The organism is Priestia sp. KCTC 13724 (genome assembly GCF_056820425.1).
On the sequence record NZ_JBXDLD010000091.1, the window covers coordinates 24253 to 47401 of the forward strand.

The following is a 23149-nucleotide window of genomic DNA, read 5'->3' on the forward strand; positions in this document are numbered from 1 at the left end:
CAGGAAAAAAGAACTGTTTCCCTGGTTTTTACTAACATTTTTATTGAATTATACCTACTTTACTTCTATACACCAATTAAAGTGATCTTCAACCATTCCACTTTGTATGCCTGTTAGCGTATCATACAATTTCTTTGTAACTTCTCCAGTTTTTCCACCATTGATACTCATACCTTCATTTTGCCAGAATAGCTCACCTACTGGAGAAATAACCGCTGCTGTTCCTGTTCCAAATGCTTCTTCTAATTTACCAGCTGCATAGGCTTCCTTAATCTCAGCAATTGAAATCTTGCGTTCTGAAACAGGGATACCCCAGTGCTTCAATAGCTCAATAACTGATTTGCGGGTGATACCTTCTAGAATACTACCGTTAATAGACGGAGTAATAACTTCACCATCTACTTTAAAAAAGATATTCATACTTCCTACTTCTTCAATATATTTGCGCTCTACGCCATCTAACCAAAGTACTTGAGAGTAACCTTTTGTACCAGACAGCTGCTGCGCTTTTAAGCTTGCCGCATAATTTCCGCCTGTTTTCGCACTACCTGTCCCTCCAGCTACAGAGCGGACAAATTCATTTTCAACCGCGATTCGTACCGGAGCAATGCCTTCTTTATAATAAGAAGCTACAGGCGATAAAATAATAATAAATTGATAACGATCAGATGGTGAAACGCCTAAATATGGTTCTGTTGAAATAATAAATGGACGAATATATAAAGACGTACCTTCAGCATTTGGAATCCAATCGCGGTCCACTTGAATTAGTGTTTTTAGCGCTTCTAACGCTAACTCTTCATCTAAGTGAGGAATACATAGACGATCATTTGATTTGTTTAATCGTTTGAAATTCTCATCGGGTCTAAATAATAATACCTGCTCTTTTTTTGTTACATATGCTTTTAAGCCTTCAAATACTGATTGACCATAATGGAAAATCATCGATGCTGGATCTAACGTAAGAGGCTGATAAGGAATAATTCTCGGATCATGCCAACCTTGACCTTCTGTGTAGTCCATAATGAACATATGGTCCGTGAATACTTTACCGAACTCCAATTCACTAGCGTTGGGTTTTTCTTTTTTTGTTTGAGTTAATGTTACATCAATATTGTACTTTGTCATGGTTGCTTCTCCTTGCTTTCTTGAATTTAAGGGTTATTTACCTTTATATAAATTCCATTGTACATCTAGATGGAAGATTGTCACAATAGGTAAAGATGAAAAATTCTAAATTTTTTATAAAAAGATTTTTTAACACTTACATTCCGATTTTCACACGCAGTTTATTATCCTGAATGGAAAACTGCTTAATCGTTCCGATTGGAATCAGTTTCACTTTATCAATTTCGTTCAGATCAATGTGGATTTGCCCATCTTTATAAGTCGTTACTGGAGGTTTATCAAATAGTCTCTTTTTAAGAAAATCGCGGTTGGTAGGTTTCATTTCATGAATTTGAAATAAAAGCACACGTCCGTTAGCTGAAGAAGGTTCCAACTTTATTTGAAAGGGAATCTTTAACAAATATTTATGAACACTACCTTTTACTTCAATGATATTTTCTTGAAAAATGATACTTAAATTCTGAATTTGATCTTGTTTCTTTAACTGTCTCTGAAACAAGCGCATAAGCATAGCAGCTGAGATAGGTACTGTAATTCCCCCATCCGCTAGCTTTTCTTTTGCTTTAAGCGTTCTCTCGTCATTTGCTACCTGTTGAAATTTGCGTTGTATCCATTCTTTCATGATGCACCTCCATAGTTTAATAACGTCTTGTAATAGTGTATGAGTAGAGAGCTTATTCATTTTCATAAAATTATCATGCTCTTTTATGTGTCACAAAACATACCACCGGGTTATTTTTTTGGAAAAATAGCGAAAAAAAACTTATATTTTTTAGTTACATTCACTAATGACAGAATATTCAAAACGGATTAAGATGGTATCAACACCTATTAATGTTACATTTTATAACATCAATTGTGATATAATGAAAGGAGATTTTGTATGAAGAAAACACAAAATCCATTAGCACTTACTTCATTAGGCTTGCAACACGTACTTGCGATGTATGCTGGAGCTATCCTTGTTCCGTTAACCGTGGGGCGCGCTTTGCATTTAAGCGCACATGAACTCGCCTATTTAGTTGCAATTGACTTACTAACATGCGGCATCGCTACCTTATTGCAAGCTTGGAACAACCGCTGGTTTGGAATCGGATTACCGGTTGTACTCGGAAGCTCGTTTGTTGCGGTTACACCAATGATAGCAATTGGCTCGCAGTATGGAATTAACGCAGTATACGGCGCTATTATTGCAGCGGGACTGTTTATCGTTTTATTCGCTAACTTTTTCGGTAAAATCGTTAAACTTTTCCCACCGGTTGTAACAGGGACAGTCGTGACGATGATTGGCTTGTCACTTGTGCCATCAGCCGTTCGAAACATGGGTGGTGGTGTTGGCAGTGAAGAGTTTGGATCCGTAGAAAATTTAGCATTAGCTTTTGGCGTTCTCGCTTTCATTTTATTTTTAAATCGTTTTTTCACAGGTTTTCTACGAGCATTGTCCGTACTTCTGGGCATTGTAGTAGGAACAATTGTTGCAGCGTTTATGGGCATGGTTAATTTATCAAGTGTAAAAGAAGCCTCCTGGCTACATATTCCTACTCCATTTTATTTTGGTGCACCCACATTTGAAATTGGACCTATCCTGACTATGATACTAGTTGGTGTGGTAATCATAATTGAATCTACGGGTGTTTTTCTCGCACTAAGCAAAGTCTGCGAGCGTGACTTAAACGATCAAGATTTTATTAAAGGTTATCGTGCTGAAGGGTTAGCTATTATGCTAGGTGGTATTTTTAACGCTTTTCCTTACAATACGTTTGCTCAAAATGTTGGACTTGTTCAACTCTCAAGAGTAAAGACAAGAAATGTCGTAGTGGTAGCAGGAGTCATTTTGATTACGTTAGGTCTTATTCCTAAAATTGCTGAATTAACAACAGTTGTTCTTACTCCGGTACTCGGTGATGCTATGATTGTATTATTCGGAATGGTTATTTCATCAGGAATTAAAATGCTGAGCAACGTTGATTTTTCTAATCAAAGTAATTTATTAATCATTGCCTGTTCATTATCACTTGGATTAGGGGTAACGGTCGTACCTGATTTATTCGCCCAGCTCCCAGCTGGACTCAAGATTATTGTAAGTGATGGTATTATTACAGGAAGCATTGCTGCTATTTTACTAAACATATTCTTTCGTTCTAGCGAAACTACGAATAGGCCTATCGTGACGTTCAAAAAAACTGATTATTCAGAATCAAAATAATGAGGTGCTAACATGATGAAGCAAACGATTCATGAAGTAAATGAATTACCTGAGCAAACATTTATTGGATTATTTCAAGATATCTATGAACATTCTTCTTGGATTGTAAAAAAAGTTGCTCCACTCCGGCCGTTTAGTTCTCTCCAAGAATTTCATCACCAAACAATCAGAGTTATTGATGAAGCTTCTAATCAAAGAAAATTAGACTTACTACAAGCTCACCCAAATCTAGGAGCTAAAATCGCCATGACGACTCACTCTATAAATGAGCAAACGGGCGCCGGTTTAACCTCTCTTACAGCGGAAGAGTATGAACATTTCACAAACGCAAACAAGACCTATATGAATCGCTTCGGTTTCCCTTTTATCGTTGCTGTAAGAGGAAAAACGAAAAGCACAATCTATCAAAGCTTAATTGATCGACTACAAAACGATAAAAAAACAGAGTTTACAACAGCGTTAGCTGAAGTATATAAGATTGCTTATTTTCGATTGGTAGACAAAATAAAAACTGAGGAGCGTGTTACAATGACGAATCAATCAAATCGCCAAATGTATTATGGAAAAGGAGATGTATTTGCTTATCGTACGTATTTAAAACCACTTAAAGGTGTGAAGGTCATTCCAGAATCCGAATTCAGTGGCCGAAATAACATCGTATTTGGCGTCAATGTAAAAGTGGCAATAGGAGGAAGTCAGTTTTTATCTTCGTTTATAGAAGGTGATAATAGTCTTGTTGTTGCAACAGACTCTATGAAAAATTTTATTCAGCGTCATTTAGGCAGCTATGATGGTTCAACAATCGAAGGCTTCTTAAAATATGTTGCTGAAGCATTTTTAGATAAATATCCTCAAATGGAAACAGTTCAATTAACTGGAGACGAAGTTCCATTTGAAGCCACAAACGGTATGGTAGGCAATACGCTAACTGAAAGCAAGCTTGTTTACAAAAGATCTCGAAATGAATATGCTCAAGCTGGTATTAAAATAGAACGAACGGTCCAAGGTCAACAAATTACTGAGCAATATAGTAAACTAAAAGATTTACAGCTAATTAAAGTAGAGGGAAATTCATTTGTCGGGTTTGTTCGAGATGAATATACAACGTTACCCGAAGACTCTAATCGCCCACTTTTTGTTTATTTAAATATCGGATGGACATACACCCAACCAGAAGACGCAATAGGTGATGCCCCTCTTTCTTATGTAGCAGCCGAACAAGTAAAAGACATCGCATGCTCAGTGTTTAACGAGACTGAAACACCATCTATTCAAAATTTAATTTATCTAATCGGCATTCGCGTGCTCGAACGCTTCCCTCAACTAAAAGATGTCACGTTTGAGTCACAAAATCACACGTGGGATGCAGTCGTTGAAGATATTCCAAACTCTAATGGCAAAGTGTATACTGAACCAAAGCCACCGTTTGGTTTCCAAGTCTTCACGGTAACACAGGAGGATGTCAAAATAGCTGTTACATCCGCACTTGAGGAGTCAAATTAACATGACCACGCTTTCGACTCATGTTTTGGATTTAGCGAGTGGAAAACCAGCTAAAGGGATAGCTGTTTCACTCTACAAACTTCAAGACGATAATGAACGGTTGTGGATTGGAGATACAATTACAAACGAAGGCGGACGAATTGACCAACCTTTTTTTAGTAACGAAACGTTCACCCCAGGCGAGTATGAGCTTTTATTTGATATCGAACCTTACTTTATAAGAGAATCAGTTCAAACGAGCACGCCTGCTTTTTTAACAAAAGTAGCGGTTAGGATTGGGCTTTCAGAAGCATTTGAGCATTATCATGTCCCTCTTCTTGTTTCTCCATGGGGATATCAAATCTACCGAGGTAGTTAAACAAAAAGGAGCAGCGTAGACTGCTCCTTTTTGTTTAAACTTATTCAACATCTAATAATTTACTCATGATGTATTCGTCTACATATTGCCCATTAATTCGCAGCGAATGCTTTTTTGTGCCTTCAATTTGAAACCCGATTTTTTTATACAAATGAATTGCAATTACATTTTCAACTACAACTGTTAGCTCAAGGCGGTGAATTTGCTGTTCTTTTGCCCATTCTTCAAGCTGTTGAAACAACTGCAAACCAATACCCATTCCTCGATAGTCTTTTAAGATTCCCATCGACACATACGCGATATGGGCACTTCGGTTCACCACTCCACCTACAGCCTGTAAGTAACCAACCAGTTCACCCTCTACTTCTGCTACTAAAAGCGTAGAGTTTCGCTGTTGTTTCATCATTTCAATTTGCTTTTCCTGTTGCTCTGAACTTAGCTTTCGTTCGTTTTCTTCAAAAAGCATATACTGACTTTCAGTTTCTACTTGCTTAATCATCTCAACAAATTGAGGCGCATCAGTCATCTCTATTTCACGTATCACAATTGACTCCCCTTTTTTCTATCTATCTTTCTATCTAGCATTTATTTTAAAGGAATATGAAAAGTAACGCTATTGTCTTGCTTCGAATGACTCATGTGAAGAATGTACAAAAAGACGCCCAATTGGGCGTCTTTGATGCGTTTTGAGGCGAGGACCGTATGACCACATTCATACGTTTAGCAAAAGCATATCCTTCGACTTACACAAATTAGCTCATCGCTTCTTTACTATAGCACGGTCAAAGCGGAACAGCAAGCTTTTTTTAATTCTTTCGTCATTTTTCGTTCTAAACTTCAGGGAACTTCATATGTATGCTACAAAAGGATAAGGACGTGATACTTATGCTTCTAGCGAACCCTCCTCGTTTTTTTTGGTCACTCGCTCGCCATAATCAGATGATAGAGTGCCCAAGAAAATATGCTTATCAGTACTATTTTTCCCATCATGGTTGGCTTTCTTCTTCTACTGAACTTGCAAAACAAGCCTATCGCTTAAAGAAAATAGTTACTTTGCCGCTATTAGTGGGACAAGCAGTCAAGCAAGCTATTCGGAATTATTCCTTTACCACAAACACAGAATCAATCGAAGAGCACATGACTGCAATGCGTAATTTCATTGATCAAGAACTGCGTCGTGCTTATTTGCAAACACGAGATCATGGCGACGATTGGTATCATGAACCGAACGTGTACACCATGATGCTCGAATACTACCAAAAAGGTTATTTAGCAGATTATGAAATTCAACAAACAAAAACGTCTATCGAGAGGTGTGTAACCAAAGCCACTAAGCGCTTTTCCGATGAAACAAAGTACTCGCTGTAAACAATGTGTTTACCAAGAGCTCTGTGAAAAAACAGATTAAACGATTATTCTTGATTTAAAAACTCATGTAATTCACTCAGCCTCTTAATTTCATGAAACGGTACAACTTTATCCGCTTTTTTGTCATCACGATTCACCCAGACAGAGCGTATCCCAGCTCGAGAAGCGCCAAGAATGTCCGTCATTAAATTATCACCAACCATAATCACTTCATCTTTTGATAAGTTTAACAAAGATAAAGCATGCTCAAAAATCGACGGATCCGGCTTCCCTCTTCCAAATGCTCCAGAGATGACAATCTCATCGAAATAAGGAACAATTTCTGGCGTAATCTCTAGTTTTATATTCTGAAGTTGAGGCGACCCGTTTGTTAATAGCAACAGCTTATAGTTTGATTGTAGTTCATTTAACACATCAAACGTATCTTCATATACGAACGGATTACGGCGACGCTCTTTAGGGAATCGCTCTGCAAGCTCTGCACCAAATGCTTCGTCATCAATTCCAAGTGACTTTAATCCTTGCGTCCACGCATTCTTGCGATAGATTGGTACAATTTGTTTCATTTTTTGGAAGTTCTCATGTTCATCATGGAAATCTCCCCATAGCCCTTCAAATGGATTAATACCAATCATTTTTGTAAACTCGTACGTTTCGTATGTAGCATAAAGTGAAGAAGCCGCTTCGCGTACAGCTGCTTCTAACTCAATAGGATCAACATCATATTTTTCACTCGCGTACTCACACGTTGCACGGAACGCTTCCGCAACGCTTTTTTTATCCCATAACAACGTATCATCTAAGTCGAAAAAAATTGCTTTGATGTTCATTTTACCAGTACTCATTCAGACACCTCTTTTATTTATTGAAAAAGTTGAACTATTCTAACACTAGATTACCTTGTTCAATTAAAGAAGTCTAGCTAAATTCGAACTCTACCTAAATGATAGCGTTATCATTTTAAAAAACCTTAGTTAGAATGTAACTGAGAGAGTAGAATGTGATATGATGAAAAGACTGAGTATGTACTTGGAGGTAAATAAATGAAATCAATGGAAGAAATGTACGGTTTTACGACTGCGAAGGTTGGAAAGCGCCTGAGTAGGCTGGTAGCTAGTTTTCTAAGACCCTACGACATAACGCCTGAACAATGGACGGTATTAAAAAAGGTATCAGAATCTGATCGAATTACTCAAAAGCAGCTAGCGATAAAAGCAGATAAAGATCAAGCTACACTCACAAAAATTTTAGATTTGTTAGAAAAAAGCGGTCACTTACAGCGTATTAGAAATCCTGAAGATCGCCGCTCTTACTATATTCAACAAACAGAAAAAGGAATGGCTTTGCAAGAGGAAATAACAGGTCCGATTGAAGACCTTTTTAAAATGCTAACAGCAGAAATTGATGAAGCCGATTTAGCTGCTTATTTTAACGTACTTCAACAATTAGAAAAAAAAGCAGAATCTCTTCAAGAAGAGATTGGACATACATAAAGCAGGCATTTCACTTAAAGCGCCTGCTTTAAATACATCTTGCCATTTTTAGCACATCTTCAATTTGTCTCAGCGTTTCCATTGCTTCTTCATCTAGTGCCGTAAACTTAAACGCAATTGACTCGGCCTCTGCGTTAACGAAGGGTTCTTTGTTAGTATCCTTTCGAAACGCTGTAATGTTTTCAAGTAAATATTTAAATGGTGATGTTAAGTTACTTCTTCGAAAGCGTAAACTCACCGTTGAAGGCGTTCGTTTTTGCAACTCATTACTACCTTCGTATTGAATAGCTCCTATGTACCGATCTCCCGCTTCTCTTGATTCTTTATTCCGGTATAGCTGTACAGTTTGTGTCGTGCCGTGCCCATCAATGTACAACCCTGCGCTTTCACATAAATCATGAATGTAATGAAAAATTTCGGTCACTTCTCCGAAATGATGTTGAAGCGGATGCTTAACACCCATTGCACTTCGCCTCCCTTTTTTAGACCATTATATTTGATGAATGAAGGGTTTATTCGAAAAAAGAAGCGAAATGAGAGAGTTTCATTTTATAAGTTTACATAATATAGTTATAGGAACCTAACGATAACCGGAATTTCGAAATGCATCATAAACCGTATCTTCTTGTAATTTTTCTAGGTAAATATTAGTCGTTGCAATGGAGGCGTGTCCAACTACTTGTTTCACCACCGATAATGGTACGTCATTCGCTAAGCTGTTCGTAATGAACGTATGACGAAACCAGTGTGGTGAAATAGACGAATTACCTTGAATCGCATAAACCGCTGTTTTGATGAGCCGATAAAGTGTTGTATACGATAATCTTTTTTTAACTCCTGTTTTGACAAATGGTTTAAGCTGAAAGAAAAGCGGCGTTTCATCCGACGGATTCAGCATCGTCGATTCTCCTAAACTTTCTCGGTAGTGAAATAGAGCATTTTGAACGTCTTTAAATACTGGAATTGTTCGCTCTTTTTTTCCTTTTCCGAACACATCTACTAACATATTGCCACGACGATCTTCACGAAAGCTTCCCCAATTCAAGCTTAATACTTCACTAGACCTCATTCCACTTAAATATAAAAGCATACCGATTAAGCGATTTCGTGCTTGGTACTCTTCTTTTAGCATGGAATGTTTTACGGTATCTTCAAGCGCTTTTACAATGAGCTCAGCTTCTCTTGTGCTTAACTCTCTGTATTCCGTTCGATTAACCTGTTTCTTTTCGCTATAATGTCCTTTTGAAACAGTAGGCTTTTCGATCCATGTTGTATAGAGCGCACTATAAAAATGGGTTTCATGACCAAACGTGAGCATCCTTCTGAAAAACTCTAGTTTTCTTGCTGCGCTTCTTTTGGCATAGGTTTGATTCATCCAATGATTAAATGCCTTCACTTCCATAAACCCAATCTCTTTTAAGGAAACGTCTAACTCTTTAAAAAAAGTCAAAACTGTTTTTAAATCTTGATTGTACGCTCGAATGGTATGCGGAGATAGCTCAGGTTTTATCATTTTAATTTTCATAAAAAGCTCAACAAACGTTCCATCGTCTGTATGACCCAACGATAGATTTTGGTTTTCATCTAGTAGATTTCCCCACTGTTCTTTTAATTGCCGAAATGACAGAGAGGATTGACTTTGTATCAATACGTTGTCATTTTTCATCATTTCCACCTTCTTTTAACTAATATCTTTTATAAGCTTCAAAATCTACCCTAAGGCGTTTTTTACATCTTGAATGTATTGGTATTAAAATCAATTTAAAACGAAAAATAAACCTATTTAAAGAGGTCGTTTTTTTAAACGACTCAATAATCGTGTAAAAATATGTAATTTATTAGCGGTTTTTCCGTTTTTTCTTTACTTTATCATACTAACGCAAGATAAGAAAGAGTTATCTTGCGTTAGTATAGTAAAGTATTTTCTTATAAAAAAGCTCAGGTAGACTCTGAGCTTTCAATAAGATTCTAACTGAGTAATGACGAGCTTTTCATTTTCATGTACGATTGTGTACACTCGGTAATACTCTTTTTCTTCTGTATGTTCATTAATGGTAATGTTCATAACTTCTTTCGTTTTTACTTCGTAGCTATTTGCTTCTTTAGACGTCCATTCTAAAACTTCAACCGTTGCAAGATCTTCTCGTATTGTTCGATCATAGAGTGTTTTGACAAGCTGCTGTTGTTCGCTAAACAACGTGCTATCTTTTTCAAAATAATGTTGAATGCGATCAAACTCATTAAGATTAATTGCTTCTGTTAAATCACGTAAATACGTTTCCGTAAACGAACGAACAACCGAAGCGTCTACTTCTGTAACCTTGTTCAAATCTACATCATTATCTTCCAAAGGCAAAGTTACTGGCACATCCTCTTGAACTTCGTTAATCCGCTCTGAACTCTTTGCCAAAACACCAAATTCTCCAGAATCATCTTTAAATAGTAAGATTTTTTCTTGATTACCATGTTCATCTTCAATAGTCGTTTCTTTGTTAAACGAAACTGCTTCGTTAGGCGTTATTTTTTTCAGATATTCTAAATACTCATCTGACGAAATATCTAACGGTTTTTGACGATACGTCATTTCGTCCCATTCATTTAACTTCCAACCATCTTTTCCGTATTTCATATTCAAGTAAATAGTTATACCTCCGTTCCCTTTTTCGTCCAGTGGCTGAATAGCTGAGATTGAAAATTGACCGGGGCGGTTGTTAATCACTTTAAAACGTACGGTTGTCGCTAGATTTGGAATAGACTGCTCATCACATTGACAGTAATAAGAAGTGGCGATCGTTTTTAGTTTCGTAGCAACTAATGAACTCGTAGCAAATTCTTTGAGCCTAGGGCTTAGCAATTGAAAATCTGCTGGTTTCTCTTCACTGTCCCATCCCTCTTGTTTACCTAAGGTATCAAATGTTTGGATAACATTTTTCAACGAATCTGTAGCAAGCTGTTTGGCTTCTTCATTTGTCACAACGGGAAGAGAAGAACTCTTTTGTGTCTCATTAGCAGACTCATCGACATCAACCAGAACGGTAGCTTCTGATTCAGGCTCTTTTGGTGTCGGAGCCGGAGCAGACTTTGTCTCACTACATGCTGACAGCACAAGCCACAGGGAACAAATTATGGCCACCATATATAGATTTCCCATTTGAATCCCCCTTTTTTCTTTTATCTTGTTTAACTTTCAAACGTGGACAGCTCAAATGCGCCTGCAGGAATCGTCCATTTAGACTCAGAAGCCTTTTCTAAATGATGAATAACAAAAAGAGAATTTGCTTTTAGGGTCACGACAATTGTTCCTTTATTTCCATTATTGTCCGTATCGTAATGAATAACAGCTTGATTATGTTTAAAAATTATGTTTTCTGCTTCTACTGTAGCTACTTCTACTGAATTTGGTGGCTTATAGGCATGAATCTTCACCGTAGCCTCTGAGCTAGAAGAAGCATAAAACTCTACGATTGGAGCACCTTTTAAGTCAGAATTGGAAGTGGACCATTTACCGTTATATTCATTTAAGCTAGCTGCTCTTGTAATAGCTGGTGCATTTGACTTCGTTTCTTCTGCTTTATCCATTGTATACGGCTCTACGCTTTTAATTCGCAATGTACCTTGATCGCTTATTAGCGTATACAATTGATTAATACTCTTTGTATAATCCTTTTTATTAGGTTGATGGATGGTGACTTCTTCAAACGTTTGTAAATTTATTTGATTTTTCTCAGCTTCATACCAGTTCACAACTTGAAACGTCTTTAGTTCTTGACGAATTCCTTGCTCCGAAAAATTATCAATTTTCATTACTTGCTGTTTATAAAACTCACTATCTTCTATTATATATGTCTGAATTGACTTAGCTGATTTATGAAGGATTCCATCATGTAAAGCCTTGAAGTAGCTATTCATAAACTGCGAGATTATTTTTTCATCTATTGTATCTGAAATATCATATCTGTACTGGTTTTCAACAACATCTTTCTTTGCTTCTTGATCATGACTTTCTATCTCTCCTGCAATCATCAAGTCCGTATCGACTTCAGTTGCTTTTTGAGCTTTTTGCTGACATCCTGCGAGTAAAAGGGATGTTGCAATCGTCATGTAAAGGAGATTACGTTTGTTCATTAACATGATTCCTTCCTACAAAAAATGGTATGTATATTCTTCCAACAAACAGACCTAGTATACCATTCTACAAAAAAACCCTCAACCCTTTCATAAAAAGAACAAAAACACTGAAAACATGTAAATTGGTTTAAAAACGCAAAAAACCTATAGGATGTTACTCCTATAGGTTTCATTCCTTTTATTTATGATGCGCGATTTAATACCACTCTTGCAGCAGACGGAATTAATACGGCTAAAATGATTAGGCAAGCAATCATGGATCCCACCATTGCTAGTCCGTTCATCGTAAATGAATACCATAATGCAGATACTCCTTTTGGCGCATAAGAGCCCCAAAAAATAATCCCTGCAACAAAGTGCCAAAAATAGCGAGCAACGCTGCCGATAACAATTGCTAAAATAATAAATGTAAATGCTTTTGTTCGATTGTTAGTAGCTAAGTTCTGCTTAATAGCACCAGACAATAGCCCTGCTAGACCAATGAATGCAAATGCAATAAAATATTCGATAAATGCTTGTAGAGGTGTTAATACATAAGCAGTACCCGTGACAACTTGTAGCAATCCCCACAAAAATCCAGCTACCACGCCTGATGTAAATCCCCATCGAAAGCAAATAATGAAGATTGGTACCATGGAAAATGATATGGACACGGCAGGTGCAATTGTAATTGATGGCAATATATCAATTATCATTGCTAGAGCTGCAAAGATTGCCACTTCAATTTTCGCTTGTAAAGACATTCCTTTGTTCATCGTCTTTTCACTCCTGTTGTAAAATCATTAGTATTCAACGACAAACACAGGAGGCAGCACAAGCTGCACGCTCCACACTCCCTACGCTAGCATTAACTAACAGGTTCAAAGGGTCAGAACAATTGGTTCACTCTCAGCCATTCAGGCTCCCCCTGTGGTACGTTGATATGTATTATTAGAACGCTTTCTATTATAACATAATTCTCAAACAAGATACTATTTAATTTCACTTAAAGAATCAGTTGATAAAACAGAACATCTTGCCATTGATTGAACTTCCATCCTACTTCTTTAAATTCCCCACAAAAGGTAAATCCAAACTGTTCATGCATTTTAATACTTTTATCGTTTCCTTTTGTAATACCAGAAATAACAACGTGATGATTTAACTCTTTTGCTTGTACTAGAATAGCTTCCATTAACCTTTTACCAATTCCAAATCCTTGGTGAGCTTCATCTACATAAACGGAGAGTTCAACTGTTCGAATATATGCTTCTTTATCACGGTAGGAAGACAAAGATGCGTATCCAGCTACTTCACCATTTCGTTCAGCAACAAGCAGTGGAAACAGTTGACTTTGGTCGTGAGATTCAAACCAGCTTTTACGTTGCCCAATTGTTACAGGAGTTAAGTCAAATGTTGCTGCGCTTTGGTGTACTGACTGATTATAAATAGCCACCATTGTAGGTAAGTCTTCTGCTAAAGCTTTTCTAATTACTGTCATGATGTATCGTGCTCCTTTTTCAAAATGATGTTTCTATTGTACTTGTTTTTGTCAGAATAATCTACACAAAAAACCTGATGCAAAAGCATCAGGCCTCATTTTATATATTGATAGGATTGCAGTACGCGTAGGGCTTCGGATGTTGAAGTAACCGTTGCAAATTCATTGTGAAGAGATGATAAGCTTAAGCGATGAACATCTTCTGCTGCAAAAGTTGTTTCACCGTCATATGATAACAGATTGAAACACGCAGTTGCATCGTGGATGACGTAAGTGCGATAACCTAAGTTTCCTGCCATGCGTGCCGTTGTAGAGACGCAATGGTTCGTTGTTAAACCTACTAGTATAAGCGTATCGTATCCGTTTTCCTTCAGATAGTTATCCAGTTCTGTTCCTATAAAACAGCTATTTTTATGCTTTCGAATTAAGTATTCATCACCAACAGGACCGAAACCTTCTTTGAAACGGAATCCTTCCGTCCCTGGAAAAAGAGGAGATGTTTCGCTTTTTGAAGCATGCTGGACATGAATAACCGGAAACTGCTGTCTCCTCCAAGCTTGTAAAAGAGTGAGCATATTATCTTCTGCATGAATATTATTACGAGTTCCCCAAGCATCTTGTTCAAAACCTTTTTGTACATCTATTATGATTAAAACAGGGTTTGATTGAATCATTCCAGTCATCAACTTCTTTCATCAAAATTTTAAAATGGAGATTACATACGTACAACCATTCACATCAGCTTTTGACGCATGCTTTGTGTGTTTTGGTAAATAAATACGATCTCCCGCTTCGCACCGAGTTATTTCTCCCTCAACTGTAAAATAAATAGATCCTTTAATAATATGAAGAATCTCGTCGGTAGGGTGAGTATGACTTGGGTGTTCCTGCCCTGCAACATCATGTTGAACCTCTACATAACCGGTATGTTTTGGAAGTAGTTCATGTATAACTTCTTCAAGACCACCGCCAATTCCTTTTTTAATAAAGGCTTTTTTTAACTCCATCTCTTTCACTCCTTTTTAGCTTGAATGGACATTCTGTTGGGAACGAGTTGTTAACATCTCGTAAGAAATACTGCTTCCATTCATGATTTTCTTGATCTCCATACCATCCTAGATGAGGATGCGCTTCAACTTTGTCGTAATCTTCAAGTCGATTCCGAACCGTTTTTTGAACTTGCTGTCCCATTTTTGTATGAGGAGTCATTCCCTCAAACACCCATCTAGGCTGAAATGTAATTATGAAACTGCTGCTCTTTCGGCTTTTTCGTAATTCATGTACAGGCGTATTACAGACAACAAATATTGGCTCACCTTCAAAACAAAACTCCCATAGAGGATCGTTAGGGTTTTTGGGGATTTCTTCGGGCCAAGGCTTTCCATCAATTCGATGTAAAAATGTGAGCGTATCCCAAAACATCGTTTCATACTGAGTCATCGTACGTTTTTTATGTTCAGGCTCAAAGAACACAACAAATGATGTATAGCGACCTAATGTGCGAAAGCATGCCATATATTCTTTAAGTGCATCTGCACAGAGCCTGATATCTTTATAATTATATGGTGAAGACACAAACGCAAATCGCAGCAAATCTTTTTTTAATCCCTCTACTCCTAAAATGCAGGGGAAAGGGTTCTTTTCAGAAAGCATGTCTTGACTAAAATCACTAAAAACCGCTTTTCCCCATTCAGGAACAATAGGCGAATCCATAATTTCCTTGCTATTGAATAGCTTTTTATTTCTCATTAAAACCCTCCTTACAGATTTCCACCAGATATTTTTATTAGAAACAGGGACGCTTTATATTCGTTTTCCTTGTATTTTCCAAATTCACAAACGACCGGAATAGGAAATAAGTAAACTTTTAGAAAGAAAGGCTTTTGGTAGGAATTCCACCGATTTGCCTATAAATCCTAAATGTCTACTCATATACCGCAGGGCAATTGCTCCTCCCATTGAAAAACCAACTAACGTTAGAGCTGAAAGTTGTAAGGCGTGAATAACTGCTCGAACATCGTCGGCTAATGAGTTATATGTATAGCCTTTGAACGGTCGACTTGATTTTCCAAACCCGCGTAAATCTATTGCAATGCAGCGAATCCCATGTTTCGGAAGCTCATTAAACTGATATTCAAACATTGTATGATTAACTGGCCAGCCGTGAAGAAACAGTATAGGCATTCCACTTCCAATGTCTTCAACATATATTTTCGTACCCTTTTGATCAACGGTAAGGTAATATCCCATAAAAATACACTTCCTTTCATTATGCCTACTTTATTTTTATGTTGATATTCTCTGTTCATGTTGATATTTTCTTAGCTGCTATTTTTTATTTATATTGATTATTTAGAACATAGTTTATATAGAATTTATATAAACTAAAAAGAACGCTGCAAAACAGCGCTCTTTTTAGTTTATTATTTTGTTTTTTTTTCAATCCACATATCAATAACGTCCCCGGATTCCGCTTGATCGATTGCAAATGAACCGTTGCTATAGCGATCGCTTGATCGCATTGACGCTGGATCAATGCGCTCTGTTTGATTTTTCTCAGACTGTATCACAACCTCATCTTCCTTCGTGACAATCTGCACTTTTGTAATTTGATGAGGATTTGCTTTTAATTCACGAACCATTACTAATCCACGTTTCGCTCGAGATGACTGCTCAAATTCTGTCATTTTTGTTTTCTTAATAGCACCTCGGTGCGTTGTAATAAATAAATCTGTTTCCTTCACTTTTTCTTCACTAAAAACAGCTCCGCTAACGACATAATCATTTTCTTTCAAATTGATTCCTTTTACACCTGCAGCGCGCGTTCCAACAACATTGACTTCCTCTTCAGCAAACCATAAGCCGTATCCTTGGCGAGTGGCAATAAAGACCTGCTGCTTGCCATTTGTTACGTACACATCAACTACTTCGTCATTACCTTTTACATTCACAGCGACTAGAGCTTTAGAATAACGTTGCGCCTTATACTGTAGCAACTCAGATTTTTTAATCATGCCGTTTTTCGTAAAGAATAATAAATAGTAATCTTCTTTAAACTCTTTAATTGGAATGGCTTTCACAATATGGTCGTCTTTATCAATTGGAACAATGTTCATGATATGCTGCCCCATATCCTTCCATCTAATATCAGGAAGTTCATGTACAGGGAGATATAAATAGTTTCCTTTTCTTGTGAAAATTAAGAGCGTTTCTGTTGTATTAATTTCTAACTTTGAAAGAATCCGATCCGTGTCCTTCATACCAAAATCCTGTCCATTCGAAGCTGAATATGAGCGTAAGCTTGTGCGTTTGACATAGCCATCCTTTGTGACCGTCACAATGACATCTTCAGAAGGAACCATAACTTCTAGGTTAATTTTAATTTCTTCAATCTCCGCTTCAATCTTTGCACGGCGCTCGTCACCATACTGCTTTTTCACGCGGCGAAGATCTTTTTTAATAACGTTAAAAAGCTTTTTTTCACTTGCTAGAATGGCCTCTAGCTCTATAATCTTTTCTGTAAGCTCTTTTGACTCCTGTTCTAACGCTGTAATATCAGTATTTGTTAAGCGATATAGCTGTAAGGAAACGATTGCTTCTGCCTGCTTTTCTGTAAAGTCAAATTGCGTGATTAAGTTATCCTTCGCATTTCGCTTGTCTTTTGACGCTCGAATGGTGGCAATTACTTCATCTAAGATGGATAAAGCTTTAATTAAACCTGCAACAATGTGTTCGCGTTCCTTCGCTTTTGTTAATTCATATTTCGACCGATTGGTTACGACTTCACGCTGGTGCTCAATATAAGCATCCAAAATGCTTGGTAGATTCATTAACTTCGGTCGTTTCTTTGAAATAGCTACCATATTAAAGCTGTAAGGCACTTGTAAATCAGTATTTTTATATAAATAGTGTAAGACACCTTGTGCATTAGCATCTTTTTTTAATTCAATGACAATTCGCAGACCTGTGCGATCGGTTTCATCACGAACTTCTGCAATGCCTTCTACTTTGCGATCAATGCGAAGCTCATCCATTTTTTTAACAAGGTTTGCTTTATTCACCTCAAACGGAATTTCTGTAATCACAATTTGTTGCTTTCCGCCGCGCACATCTTCAATTTCTGCTTTTCCGCGAATGATTATTTTCCCTTTACCTGTTTCGTAAGCTTTTTTGATTCCATCAATGCCTTGTATAATACCCCCAGTTGGAAAATCTGGACCATTAATGACGGTCATTAGCTCCTCCACTGAGCTTGATGGGTTATCAATTCGCATAATCGTTGCGTCAATGACTTCTCCAAGATGGTGAGGTGGAATTTCAGTAGCATACCCGGCAGAAATTCCAGTTGAGCCATTTACAAGTAGACTCGGGAACATGGCTGGGAGCACCGTCGGCTCTTCGCTAGTGTCGTCAAAGTTAGGAACAAACTCTACCGTTTGTTTGTCAATATCACGTAATAACTCAGATGCTATTGCTGATAAACGTGCTTCCGTATAACGCATTGCTGCCGGTGGATCACCGTCAATACTACCGTTGTTCCCGTGCATTTCAACAAGTACGTTTCGTACTTTCCAATCTTGACTCATACGCACCATCGCATCATAAACCGAGGAATCTCCATGCGGGTGATAGTTACCGATTACGTTACCAACTGTCTTTGCTGATTTACGAAACCCTTTTTCAGCCGTGTTTCCTTCCACATGCATTGCATACAAGATGCGGCGCTGTACCGGCTTTAATCCGTCTCTTGCATCGGGTAGCGCGCGCTCTTGAATAATATATTTACTATATCGTCCAAAGCGGTCGCCAATTACATCCTCAAGAGGTAAATCTAAAAATCGTTCTGTTTGTGTCATTGTACATCCTCCTCTGAGACCGTTACTACATTTTCGTTATCTAAAATATTTGGATCTTCTTCTAGTCCAAACGCTACGTTACTTTCAATCCATTTTCGTCTTGGTTCTACCTTATCCCCCATTAGCGTAGTAACACGACGATCTGCTCGGGCTGCGTCATCAATGCGCACACGAATAAGCGTTCTTGTATCAGGATTCATAGTGGTTTCCCATAGCTGATCTGCATTCATTTCTCCTAAACCTTTATAACGCTGAATCATATAGCCTTTGCCAACTTTTTTTATCGCCCCTTCTAATTCTTCATCACTCCAAGCATATTCTAGAACTTCTTTCTTTCCAGTTCCTTTGCTTACTTTATACAGAGGCGGAAGGGCAATAAATACTTTTCCTGCTTCAACTAATGGTTTCATATAGCGATAGAAGAATGTTAAAAGTAGTACTTGGATGTGAGCTCCATCTGTATCGGCATCGGTCATAATGACAATTTTGTCATAGTTAATATCATCCACTTCAAATTCAGCTCCAACACCGCCGCCAATTGCGTGAATAATCGTACTAATCTCTTCGTTTTTAAAAATGTCTTGAAGCTTCGCTTTTTCAGTATTAATAACTTTACCTCTCAAAGGCAGTACAGCCTGAAAACGACGGTCACGACCTTGTTTAGCAGAACCACCAGCAGAGTCTCCCTCAACTAAATATAGCTCATTTTTTTGTGGATTACGTGATTGTGCAGGTGTTAACTTACCGCTTAGAACCGTTTCTTGACGCTTTCTTTTTTTACCGTTACGTGCGTCTTCTCTTGCTTTTCTCGCAGCTTCTCTTGCTTGAGCAGCTTTAATGGCTTTTTTTACAAGCAGCGAGCTTACGTCTGGATTTTCCTCTAAAAAATACGCTAACTTTTCGGAAACAACAGCATCTACAGATGAACGTGCCTCACTTGTCCCGAGCTTCCCTTTTGTTTGACCTTCAAATTGAAGAAGTTCTTCTGGGATACGAACAGAAACAATCGCACCTAATCCTTCACGTATGTCCGTCCCTTCAAGGTTTTTATCTTTTTCTTTTAGAAGATTTACTTTTCTTGCATATTCGTTAAACGCACGTGTCATCGCCGTTTTTGCTCCGGATTCGTGCGTTCCACCGTCTTTTGTACGAACGTTATTAACAAAGGATAAAATCGTCTCTGAATAACCATCGTTAAATTGAAACGCAAATTCTACTTCAATATTATTCTGAAAACCTTCAAAAGAAACAACTGGATGCAGCGTATCTTTTTCTTCATTTAAATATGTAACAAAAGCTTCAATTCCCGTTTCATAGTGAAACACTTCGTGCTGATTATGTCTCTTATCAATTAGTTCAATTTTAAAACCTTTTAACAAGAACGCCGATTCACGTAAGCGTTCGCTTAATGTATCAAAGTTATAAACAGTTGCTGAGAAAATGGATGGATCCGGCTTAAAATGAATGGTCGTTCCTGTTTTTCTCGTTGTTCCCTTTTTCTCTAACGTTGTAACGGGTTTCCCGCCGTTTTCAAAGCGTTGTTCATAGATGGTACCATCGCGGTAAATTGTAACCGTTAACCATTCAGATAACGCATTTACAACCGATGCACCTACACCATGTAAACCACCGCTTGTTTTATAGCCACCTTGCCCAAACTTACCTCCAGCATGAAGTACTGTTAAGATAACTTCAGGTGTAGGTTTTCCTAATTTATGCATACCGGTCGGCATTCCGCGCCCTTTATCCTGCACTGAAATGGAATTATCTTGGTGAATGGTTACAATGATTTCTTCACCATATCCTGCTAGCGCCTCATCAACCGAGTTATCGACAATTTCATAAACTAAATGGTGAAGCCCTCTTGTATCTGTGCTTCCTATATACATTCCTGGTCGTTTACGAACAGCATCTAATCCTTCTAATACTTGAATTGCATCTTCGTTATAATTAAATTTTTGCTTTTGAGCCATTCATACATACCCCTTCCATACAAACACACTTTCCTCATTATGTAGAAGACAGCAGTGCGCTGCCTTTTATATGTTTATCTTTACTCGTTCGTGTTTCATCCGCTCAGTAAGAACATACGTTTCTATTTTAGCACACTTAAACGATTTTAGCACATATTTCCGTATTATAAAAGCTTATATAGCTCTATCCCTTGATTATAGATGACCTTTGAAGCGTTGTCTAACAGTCATTTGATCGAAGATATGAAAAACCCATGCTTCCATTCACGCATGGGTTTTTCATATCCTATCAAAGATTTATTTCGTTAACGCATGTTCCACTTTAATACAACGATCCATAACAACCGTATAGCCTTTACTTGCTAAAAGTTCATATGCCTCTTCATTTATTAGTCCTAGCTGAGCCCAATAAATATCCGCATCAATTTCTAAGAACTCTTTCGCAACATCTAATAAATGCTCAGATCTTCTGAACACGTTTACAATATCAACATGCCCCTCAACATCTGTTAATGATTTTACGGCTTTCACACCTAATACTTCATCGACTAATGGGTTAACTGGTATAATTTCATAACCAGCTTTTTGCATAGCTTCTGAAACCATATACGACGTTCGTTCTGGATTATCTGATAGCCCTACTACTGCAATTCGCTTACTATCTTTTAGAATCTTTCCTAATTCTTCACGTGATGGAATTTGAACTGTCACACTTTTCATCTCCTTTTATGCTTAAACGTTCGATGTATAAACTAAATTTCCTGCATATGTTACCCGTTTTTTAATATTTTGTAAACATTTCCTTCAAACTTACAGAAAAAAAGACTCTGCTGAAAAACTATGTATGGTGTTTTTGCTATCTCATGGTAAAATAGATACGATATATAGATAAAGGAGCTTTTGTCAAATGGATTATCTATTACCTATTCTGGCCTATATCATCGGCTCTATTCCCTTTGGACTAGTTGTTGGAAAATGGGGATATGGCATCGATATACGTGAACATGGGAGCGGAAACCTAGGAGGGACCAACAGCTTTCGAACGCTAGGAGTAAAAGCAGGTATCCTTGTAACGCTGGGAGACATTTTAAAAGGAACGTTTGCTGCTTCATTAGCTGTTTTGTTTCATTCAGGGGTTCATCCTCTTTTCGTCGGTTTATTCGCCGTTATTGGACATACATATCCGCTATTTGCGAAGTTTAAAGGTGGCAAAGCCGTTGCCACATCTGCAGGTGTTTTATTATTTTATGAGCCTCTTTTATTTTTAACATTGCTTGCTTGCTTCTTCATTTGCTTATACATCACCAAGTATGTATCGCTATCCTCAATGATTGCAGGTATCATTGCATTTATTTATACACTATTTACAGGCGAACTAATTTTAATCATCATTGTTGGATTCTTGGCTTTTTTTGTCATTTATCGCCACCGCGCGAATCTTGGTCGAATTCGTCAAGGGACGGAACCAAAAGTTACGTTTTTCTCAAAAAAGAAATGAAGGTAAAAAGCCTTCATTTCTTTTATTTTCATCGTTGTAAGCGAATACATTTATATTTTTTAGCTATACTGACAGTAGGAGGTGATTGAGATGAAGCCGAGCCGCTGTCCAATGTGTAAGCGTGAAAAAAAGATTCATAAACAAACGCAAAGCAGTCGTTATTGCATTCATTGCTGGGAAACAATTGAGAAGCCCTATGAATTTAAATGAAGAAGGTAGTCAAAGTGGTTATTTAGAACATTGTTTACTTTATAACTCCTTTGACTATCTTTTTTACCCTTCCACGTTCATCCAATTGTATTAATGGTAATTTTAGCTTTTTTCTACTATAATAAGAAAGGAAACCTAGTGATGGAAGGAGCACACACAATGAAATTAAACGTAACAGAACAAGCTGCCCAATGGTACAAAGATGAAATGATGTTAGAAGGCAATGAACATTTGCGCTTTTTCGTTCGCTACGGTGGTTGTAGTAATGTTCAAAAAGGATTCTCGCTTGGTATTAATAAAGACCAGCCGTCCAATATCGGTGTCAAAGCTGAAGTTAATGGTTTAACATTCTTTGTAGAAGAAGAAGATCTTTGGTATTTCGATGGTCATGATTTAAAAGTTGTCTTTAATGAAGAGGCAAGTGAACCTGAATTTATTTACGAAGCATAATAAAAAAAGCATCGACTATACATCGATGCTTTTTTTACTCTTTGCCTTTTTTAGCGTTTTCATAAGCTGCATGCCATTCCGGCAACTGCTTTCGAATGGAAATCGGCTTGAAGTTTTCTTTTTTCACGCAAACATGCGAAGAAGTTCCAGTTAGAGCAATACTTCCATCTGGCGTTATAATTTCATATCCATACACAACGCGCAAGCCATCATAATAATCAAGCCACGTTTGAATTTTAGCTGTTTCTCCGTAATGAAGTGGCTTTTTATAGGAAACGTTAATGTCAATGACTGGTGATAAAATACCATCTTTCTCCATTTCAGCATAATTAAAGCCCAAATCTCGAATAAACTGCGTACGCCCTAATTCCATCCACACTAAGTAGTTCGCATGATACACTACGCCCATTTGGTCCGTTTCACTATAGCGTACATCAATTTCTTTTATTGAAATCATGATTTTATTTCCTCCTACATCGCAATCATACGGGTACTATA

The 23149-nt window shown here is 37.5% G+C and carries 24 protein-coding genes, 1 pseudogene and 1 riboswitch; of the genes and pseudogenes, 7 read left to right on the top strand and 18 right to left on the bottom strand.

All coding sequences use genetic code 11. The features are described from left to right. Nucleotides 1-54 precede the first annotated feature (54 nt). Nucleotides 55-1128, bottom strand: coding sequence for a branched-chain amino acid aminotransferase (locus AC1UFB_RS13280; RefSeq protein WP_100347749.1), 1074 nt, complete (start codon nt 1126-1128; stop codon nt 55-57). A gap of 136 nt (nt 1129-1264) precedes the next feature. Further along, the gene (locus AC1UFB_RS13285; RefSeq protein ID WP_076512975.1) at nt 1265-1750 is read right to left on the bottom strand and encodes a hypothetical protein; all 486 of its coding nucleotides are present in this window, start codon (nt 1748-1750) and stop codon (nt 1265-1267) included. Nucleotides 1751-2011: 261 nt separating this feature from the next. Here AC1UFB_RS13285 and AC1UFB_RS13290 point away from each other — a divergent pair, with 261 nt between their 5' ends. Genes AC1UFB_RS13290 through uraH form a run of 3 tightly spaced genes read left to right on the top strand, consistent with a single transcriptional unit; the run spans nt 2012 to nt 5195 of the window. Further along, the gene (locus AC1UFB_RS13290) at nt 2012-3334 is read left to right on the top strand and encodes a nucleobase:cation symporter-2 family protein (RefSeq protein ID WP_482589392.1); all 1323 of its coding nucleotides are present in this window, start codon (nt 2012-2014) and stop codon (nt 3332-3334) included. Between the two features lie 12 nt (nt 3335-3346). Beyond that, complete coding sequence (pucL, locus tag AC1UFB_RS13295; protein WP_100347747.1) at nt 3347-4837, top strand: factor-independent urate hydroxylase; 1491 nt, start codon at nt 3347-3349, stop codon at nt 4835-4837. 1 nt (nt 4838) lies between these two features. After that, the gene (uraH, locus tag AC1UFB_RS13300) at nt 4839-5195 is read left to right on the top strand and encodes a hydroxyisourate hydrolase (RefSeq protein WP_100347746.1); all 357 of its coding nucleotides are present in this window, start codon (nt 4839-4841) and stop codon (nt 5193-5195) included. Nucleotides 5196-5235: 40 nt separating this feature from the next. On the opposite strand, the gene AC1UFB_RS13305 is transcribed toward uraH, so the two are convergent. Further along, nucleotides 5236-5742: a GNAT family N-acetyltransferase gene (locus AC1UFB_RS13305; RefSeq protein WP_025911101.1), complete on the bottom strand. Its 507-nt coding sequence runs from the start codon at nt 5740-5742 to the stop codon at nt 5236-5238. Nucleotides 5743-6080: 338 nt separating this feature from the next. On the opposite strand from AC1UFB_RS13305, the gene AC1UFB_RS13310 reads away from it, so the two are divergent. Continuing rightward, complete coding sequence (locus AC1UFB_RS13310; RefSeq protein ID WP_100347745.1) at nt 6081-6563, top strand: hypothetical protein; 483 nt, start codon at nt 6081-6083, stop codon at nt 6561-6563. A 44-nt stretch (nt 6564-6607) separates the two neighbouring features. Here AC1UFB_RS13310 and AC1UFB_RS13315 read toward each other — a convergent pair whose 3' ends face one another. Beyond that, the gene (locus AC1UFB_RS13315; protein ID WP_482589393.1) at nt 6608-7408 is read right to left on the bottom strand and encodes an HAD family hydrolase; all 801 of its coding nucleotides are present in this window, start codon (nt 7406-7408) and stop codon (nt 6608-6610) included. Between the two features lie 198 nt (nt 7409-7606). Between AC1UFB_RS13315 and AC1UFB_RS13320 the strand changes: the two genes are divergently transcribed. Continuing rightward, complete coding sequence (locus AC1UFB_RS13320; RefSeq protein ID WP_025911105.1) at nt 7607-8056, top strand: MarR family winged helix-turn-helix transcriptional regulator; 450 nt, start codon at nt 7607-7609, stop codon at nt 8054-8056. A gap of 28 nt (nt 8057-8084) precedes the next feature. On the opposite strand, the gene AC1UFB_RS13325 is transcribed toward AC1UFB_RS13320, so the two are convergent. The 13 genes and pseudogenes from AC1UFB_RS13325 to AC1UFB_RS13385 form a co-directional block, all read right to left on the bottom strand. Further along, the gene (locus AC1UFB_RS13325; RefSeq protein ID WP_100347744.1) at nt 8085-8519 is read right to left on the bottom strand and encodes a hypothetical protein; all 435 of its coding nucleotides are present in this window, start codon (nt 8517-8519) and stop codon (nt 8085-8087) included. A gap of 117 nt (nt 8520-8636) precedes the next feature. After that, nucleotides 8637-9722, bottom strand: coding sequence for a tyrosine-type recombinase/integrase (locus tag AC1UFB_RS13330; protein WP_061784636.1), 1086 nt, complete (start codon nt 9720-9722; stop codon nt 8637-8639). A gap of 291 nt (nt 9723-10013) precedes the next feature. Continuing rightward, nucleotides 10014-11207 (bottom strand): TcaA NTF2-like domain-containing protein, encoded by a 1194-nt coding sequence (locus AC1UFB_RS13335; RefSeq protein WP_100347743.1) that lies wholly within the window; start codon nt 11205-11207, stop codon nt 10014-10016. Between the two features lie 29 nt (nt 11208-11236). Beyond that, on the bottom strand, nt 11237-12181 hold the full coding sequence (locus tag AC1UFB_RS13340) for a TcaA NTF2-like domain-containing protein (RefSeq protein WP_157803600.1): 945 nt from the start codon (nt 12179-12181) through the stop codon (nt 11237-11239). Between the two features lie 185 nt (nt 12182-12366). After that, nucleotides 12367-12939, bottom strand: a complete 573-nt coding sequence (thiT, locus tag AC1UFB_RS13345) for an energy-coupled thiamine transporter ThiT (protein WP_482589394.1) — start codon at nt 12937-12939, stop codon at nt 12367-12369. 60 nt (nt 12940-12999) lie between these two features. Then, nucleotides 13000-13102, bottom strand: a riboswitch (TPP riboswitch). Nucleotides 13103-13169: 67 nt separating this feature from the next. Then, entirely contained in the window at nt 13170-13664 is a 495-nt protein-coding gene (locus tag AC1UFB_RS13350) for a GNAT family N-acetyltransferase (RefSeq protein ID WP_482589395.1), read from the bottom strand. Nucleotides 13665-13759: 95 nt separating this feature from the next. Further along, a complete protein-coding gene (locus AC1UFB_RS13355; RefSeq protein WP_025911113.1) occupies nt 13760-14338 on the bottom strand; it encodes a cysteine hydrolase family protein in 579 nt (192 codons plus the stop codon). Nucleotides 14339-14359: 21 nt separating this feature from the next. Next, the gene (locus AC1UFB_RS13360) at nt 14360-14671 is read right to left on the bottom strand and encodes a cupin domain-containing protein (protein WP_100347741.1); all 312 of its coding nucleotides are present in this window, start codon (nt 14669-14671) and stop codon (nt 14360-14362) included. Beyond that, nucleotides 14646-15413 (bottom strand): YqcI/YcgG family protein, encoded by a 768-nt coding sequence (locus AC1UFB_RS13365; RefSeq protein WP_328100723.1) that lies wholly within the window; start codon nt 15411-15413, stop codon nt 14646-14648. Before AC1UFB_RS13365 ends, AC1UFB_RS13360 begins: the two co-directional genes overlap by 26 nt. Nucleotides 15414-15575: 162 nt before the next feature. Continuing rightward, nucleotides 15576-15914: pseudogene (locus AC1UFB_RS13370) on the bottom strand (alpha/beta fold hydrolase); the annotation flags it as partial. Nucleotides 15915-16087: 173 nt separating this feature from the next. Beyond that, nucleotides 16088-18520, bottom strand: a complete 2433-nt coding sequence (parC, locus tag AC1UFB_RS13375) for a DNA topoisomerase IV subunit A (RefSeq protein ID WP_328100724.1) — start codon at nt 18518-18520, stop codon at nt 16088-16090. Further along, nucleotides 18517-20493, bottom strand: a complete 1977-nt coding sequence (gene parE / locus AC1UFB_RS13380) for a DNA topoisomerase IV subunit B (RefSeq protein WP_025911122.1) — start codon at nt 20491-20493, stop codon at nt 18517-18519. The genes parC and parE overlap by 4 nt, the downstream gene beginning before the upstream one ends. Nucleotides 20494-20790: 297 nt before the next feature. Then, nucleotides 20791-21213, bottom strand: coding sequence for a CoA-binding protein (locus AC1UFB_RS13385; protein ID WP_242531504.1), 423 nt, complete (start codon nt 21211-21213; stop codon nt 20791-20793). A 187-nt stretch (nt 21214-21400) separates the two neighbouring features. On the opposite strand from AC1UFB_RS13385, the gene plsY reads away from it, so the two are divergent. Beyond that, nucleotides 21401-21991 carry a glycerol-3-phosphate 1-O-acyltransferase PlsY gene (gene plsY, locus AC1UFB_RS13390; protein WP_482589396.1) on the top strand — a complete coding sequence of 197 codons (591 nt, stop codon included), beginning with the start codon at nt 21401-21403 and terminating at the stop codon, nt 21989-21991. 369 nt (nt 21992-22360) lie between these two features. Continuing rightward, nucleotides 22361-22651: a HesB/YadR/YfhF family protein gene (locus tag AC1UFB_RS13395; protein ID WP_025911127.1), complete on the top strand. Its 291-nt coding sequence runs from the start codon at nt 22361-22363 to the stop codon at nt 22649-22651. A 34-nt stretch (nt 22652-22685) separates the two neighbouring features. On the opposite strand, the gene AC1UFB_RS13400 is transcribed toward AC1UFB_RS13395, so the two are convergent. Further along, nucleotides 22686-23108: an acyl-CoA thioesterase gene (locus AC1UFB_RS13400; RefSeq protein WP_242529468.1), complete on the bottom strand. Its 423-nt coding sequence runs from the start codon at nt 23106-23108 to the stop codon at nt 22686-22688. Between the last annotated feature and the right edge of the window lie 41 nt (nt 23109-23149).

Excerpts from the sequence above, each read along its gene's own strand:
- AC1UFB_RS13280 (WP_100347749.1), bottom strand. The coding sequence starts at position 1,128 with ATGACAAAGTACAATATTGATGTAACATTAACTCAAACAAAAAAAGAA.
- AC1UFB_RS13285 (WP_076512975.1), bottom strand. The coding sequence starts at position 1,750 with ATGAAAGAATGGATACAACGCAAATTTCAACAGGTAGCAAATGACGAG.
- AC1UFB_RS13290 (WP_482589392.1), top strand. The coding sequence starts at position 2,012 with ATGAAGAAAACACAAAATCCATTAGCACTTACTTCATTAGGCTTGCAA.
- pucL (WP_100347747.1), top strand. The coding sequence starts at position 3,347 with ATGATGAAGCAAACGATTCATGAAGTAAATGAATTACCTGAGCAAACA.
- uraH (WP_100347746.1), top strand. The coding sequence starts at position 4,839 with ATGACCACGCTTTCGACTCATGTTTTGGATTTAGCGAGTGGAAAACCA.
- AC1UFB_RS13310 (WP_100347745.1), top strand. The coding sequence starts at position 6,081 with ATGCTTCTAGCGAACCCTCCTCGTTTTTTTTGGTCACTCGCTCGCCAT.
- AC1UFB_RS13315 (WP_482589393.1), bottom strand. The coding sequence starts at position 7,408 with ATGAGTACTGGTAAAATGAACATCAAAGCAATTTTTTTCGACTTAGAT.
- AC1UFB_RS13320 (WP_025911105.1), top strand. The coding sequence starts at position 7,607 with ATGAAATCAATGGAAGAAATGTACGGTTTTACGACTGCGAAGGTTGGA.
- AC1UFB_RS13325 (WP_100347744.1), bottom strand. The coding sequence starts at position 8,519 with ATGGGTGTTAAGCATCCGCTTCAACATCATTTCGGAGAAGTGACCGAA.
- AC1UFB_RS13330 (WP_061784636.1), bottom strand. The coding sequence starts at position 9,722 with ATGAAAAATGACAACGTATTGATACAAAGTCAATCCTCTCTGTCATTT.
- AC1UFB_RS13335 (WP_100347743.1), bottom strand. The coding sequence starts at position 11,207 with ATGGGAAATCTATATATGGTGGCCATAATTTGTTCCCTGTGGCTTGTG.
- AC1UFB_RS13340 (WP_157803600.1), bottom strand. The coding sequence starts at position 12,181 with ATGAACAAACGTAATCTCCTTTACATGACGATTGCAACATCCCTTTTA.
- thiT (WP_482589394.1), bottom strand. The coding sequence starts at position 12,939 with ATGAACAAAGGAATGTCTTTACAAGCGAAAATTGAAGTGGCAATCTTT.
- AC1UFB_RS13350 (WP_482589395.1), bottom strand. The coding sequence starts at position 13,664 with ATGACAGTAATTAGAAAAGCTTTAGCAGAAGACTTACCTACAATGGTG.
- AC1UFB_RS13355 (WP_025911113.1), bottom strand. The coding sequence starts at position 14,338 with ATGATTCAATCAAACCCTGTTTTAATCATAATAGATGTACAAAAAGGT.
- AC1UFB_RS13360 (WP_100347741.1), bottom strand. The coding sequence starts at position 14,671 with ATGGAGTTAAAAAAAGCCTTTATTAAAAAAGGAATTGGCGGTGGTCTT.
- AC1UFB_RS13365 (WP_328100723.1), bottom strand. The coding sequence starts at position 15,413 with ATGAGAAATAAAAAGCTATTCAATAGCAAGGAAATTATGGATTCGCCT.
- parC (WP_328100724.1), bottom strand. The coding sequence starts at position 18,520 with ATGACACAAACAGAACGATTTTTAGATTTACCTCTTGAGGATGTAATT.
- parE (WP_025911122.1), bottom strand. The coding sequence starts at position 20,493 with ATGGCTCAAAAGCAAAAATTTAATTATAACGAAGATGCAATTCAAGTA.
- AC1UFB_RS13385 (WP_242531504.1), bottom strand. The coding sequence starts at position 21,213 with ATGAAAAGTGTGACAGTTCAAATTCCATCACGTGAAGAATTAGGAAAG.
- plsY (WP_482589396.1), top strand. The coding sequence starts at position 21,401 with ATGGATTATCTATTACCTATTCTGGCCTATATCATCGGCTCTATTCCC.
- AC1UFB_RS13395 (WP_025911127.1), top strand. The coding sequence starts at position 22,361 with ATGAAATTAAACGTAACAGAACAAGCTGCCCAATGGTACAAAGATGAA.
- AC1UFB_RS13400 (WP_242529468.1), bottom strand. The coding sequence starts at position 23,108 with ATGATTTCAATAAAAGAAATTGATGTACGCTATAGTGAAACGGACCAA.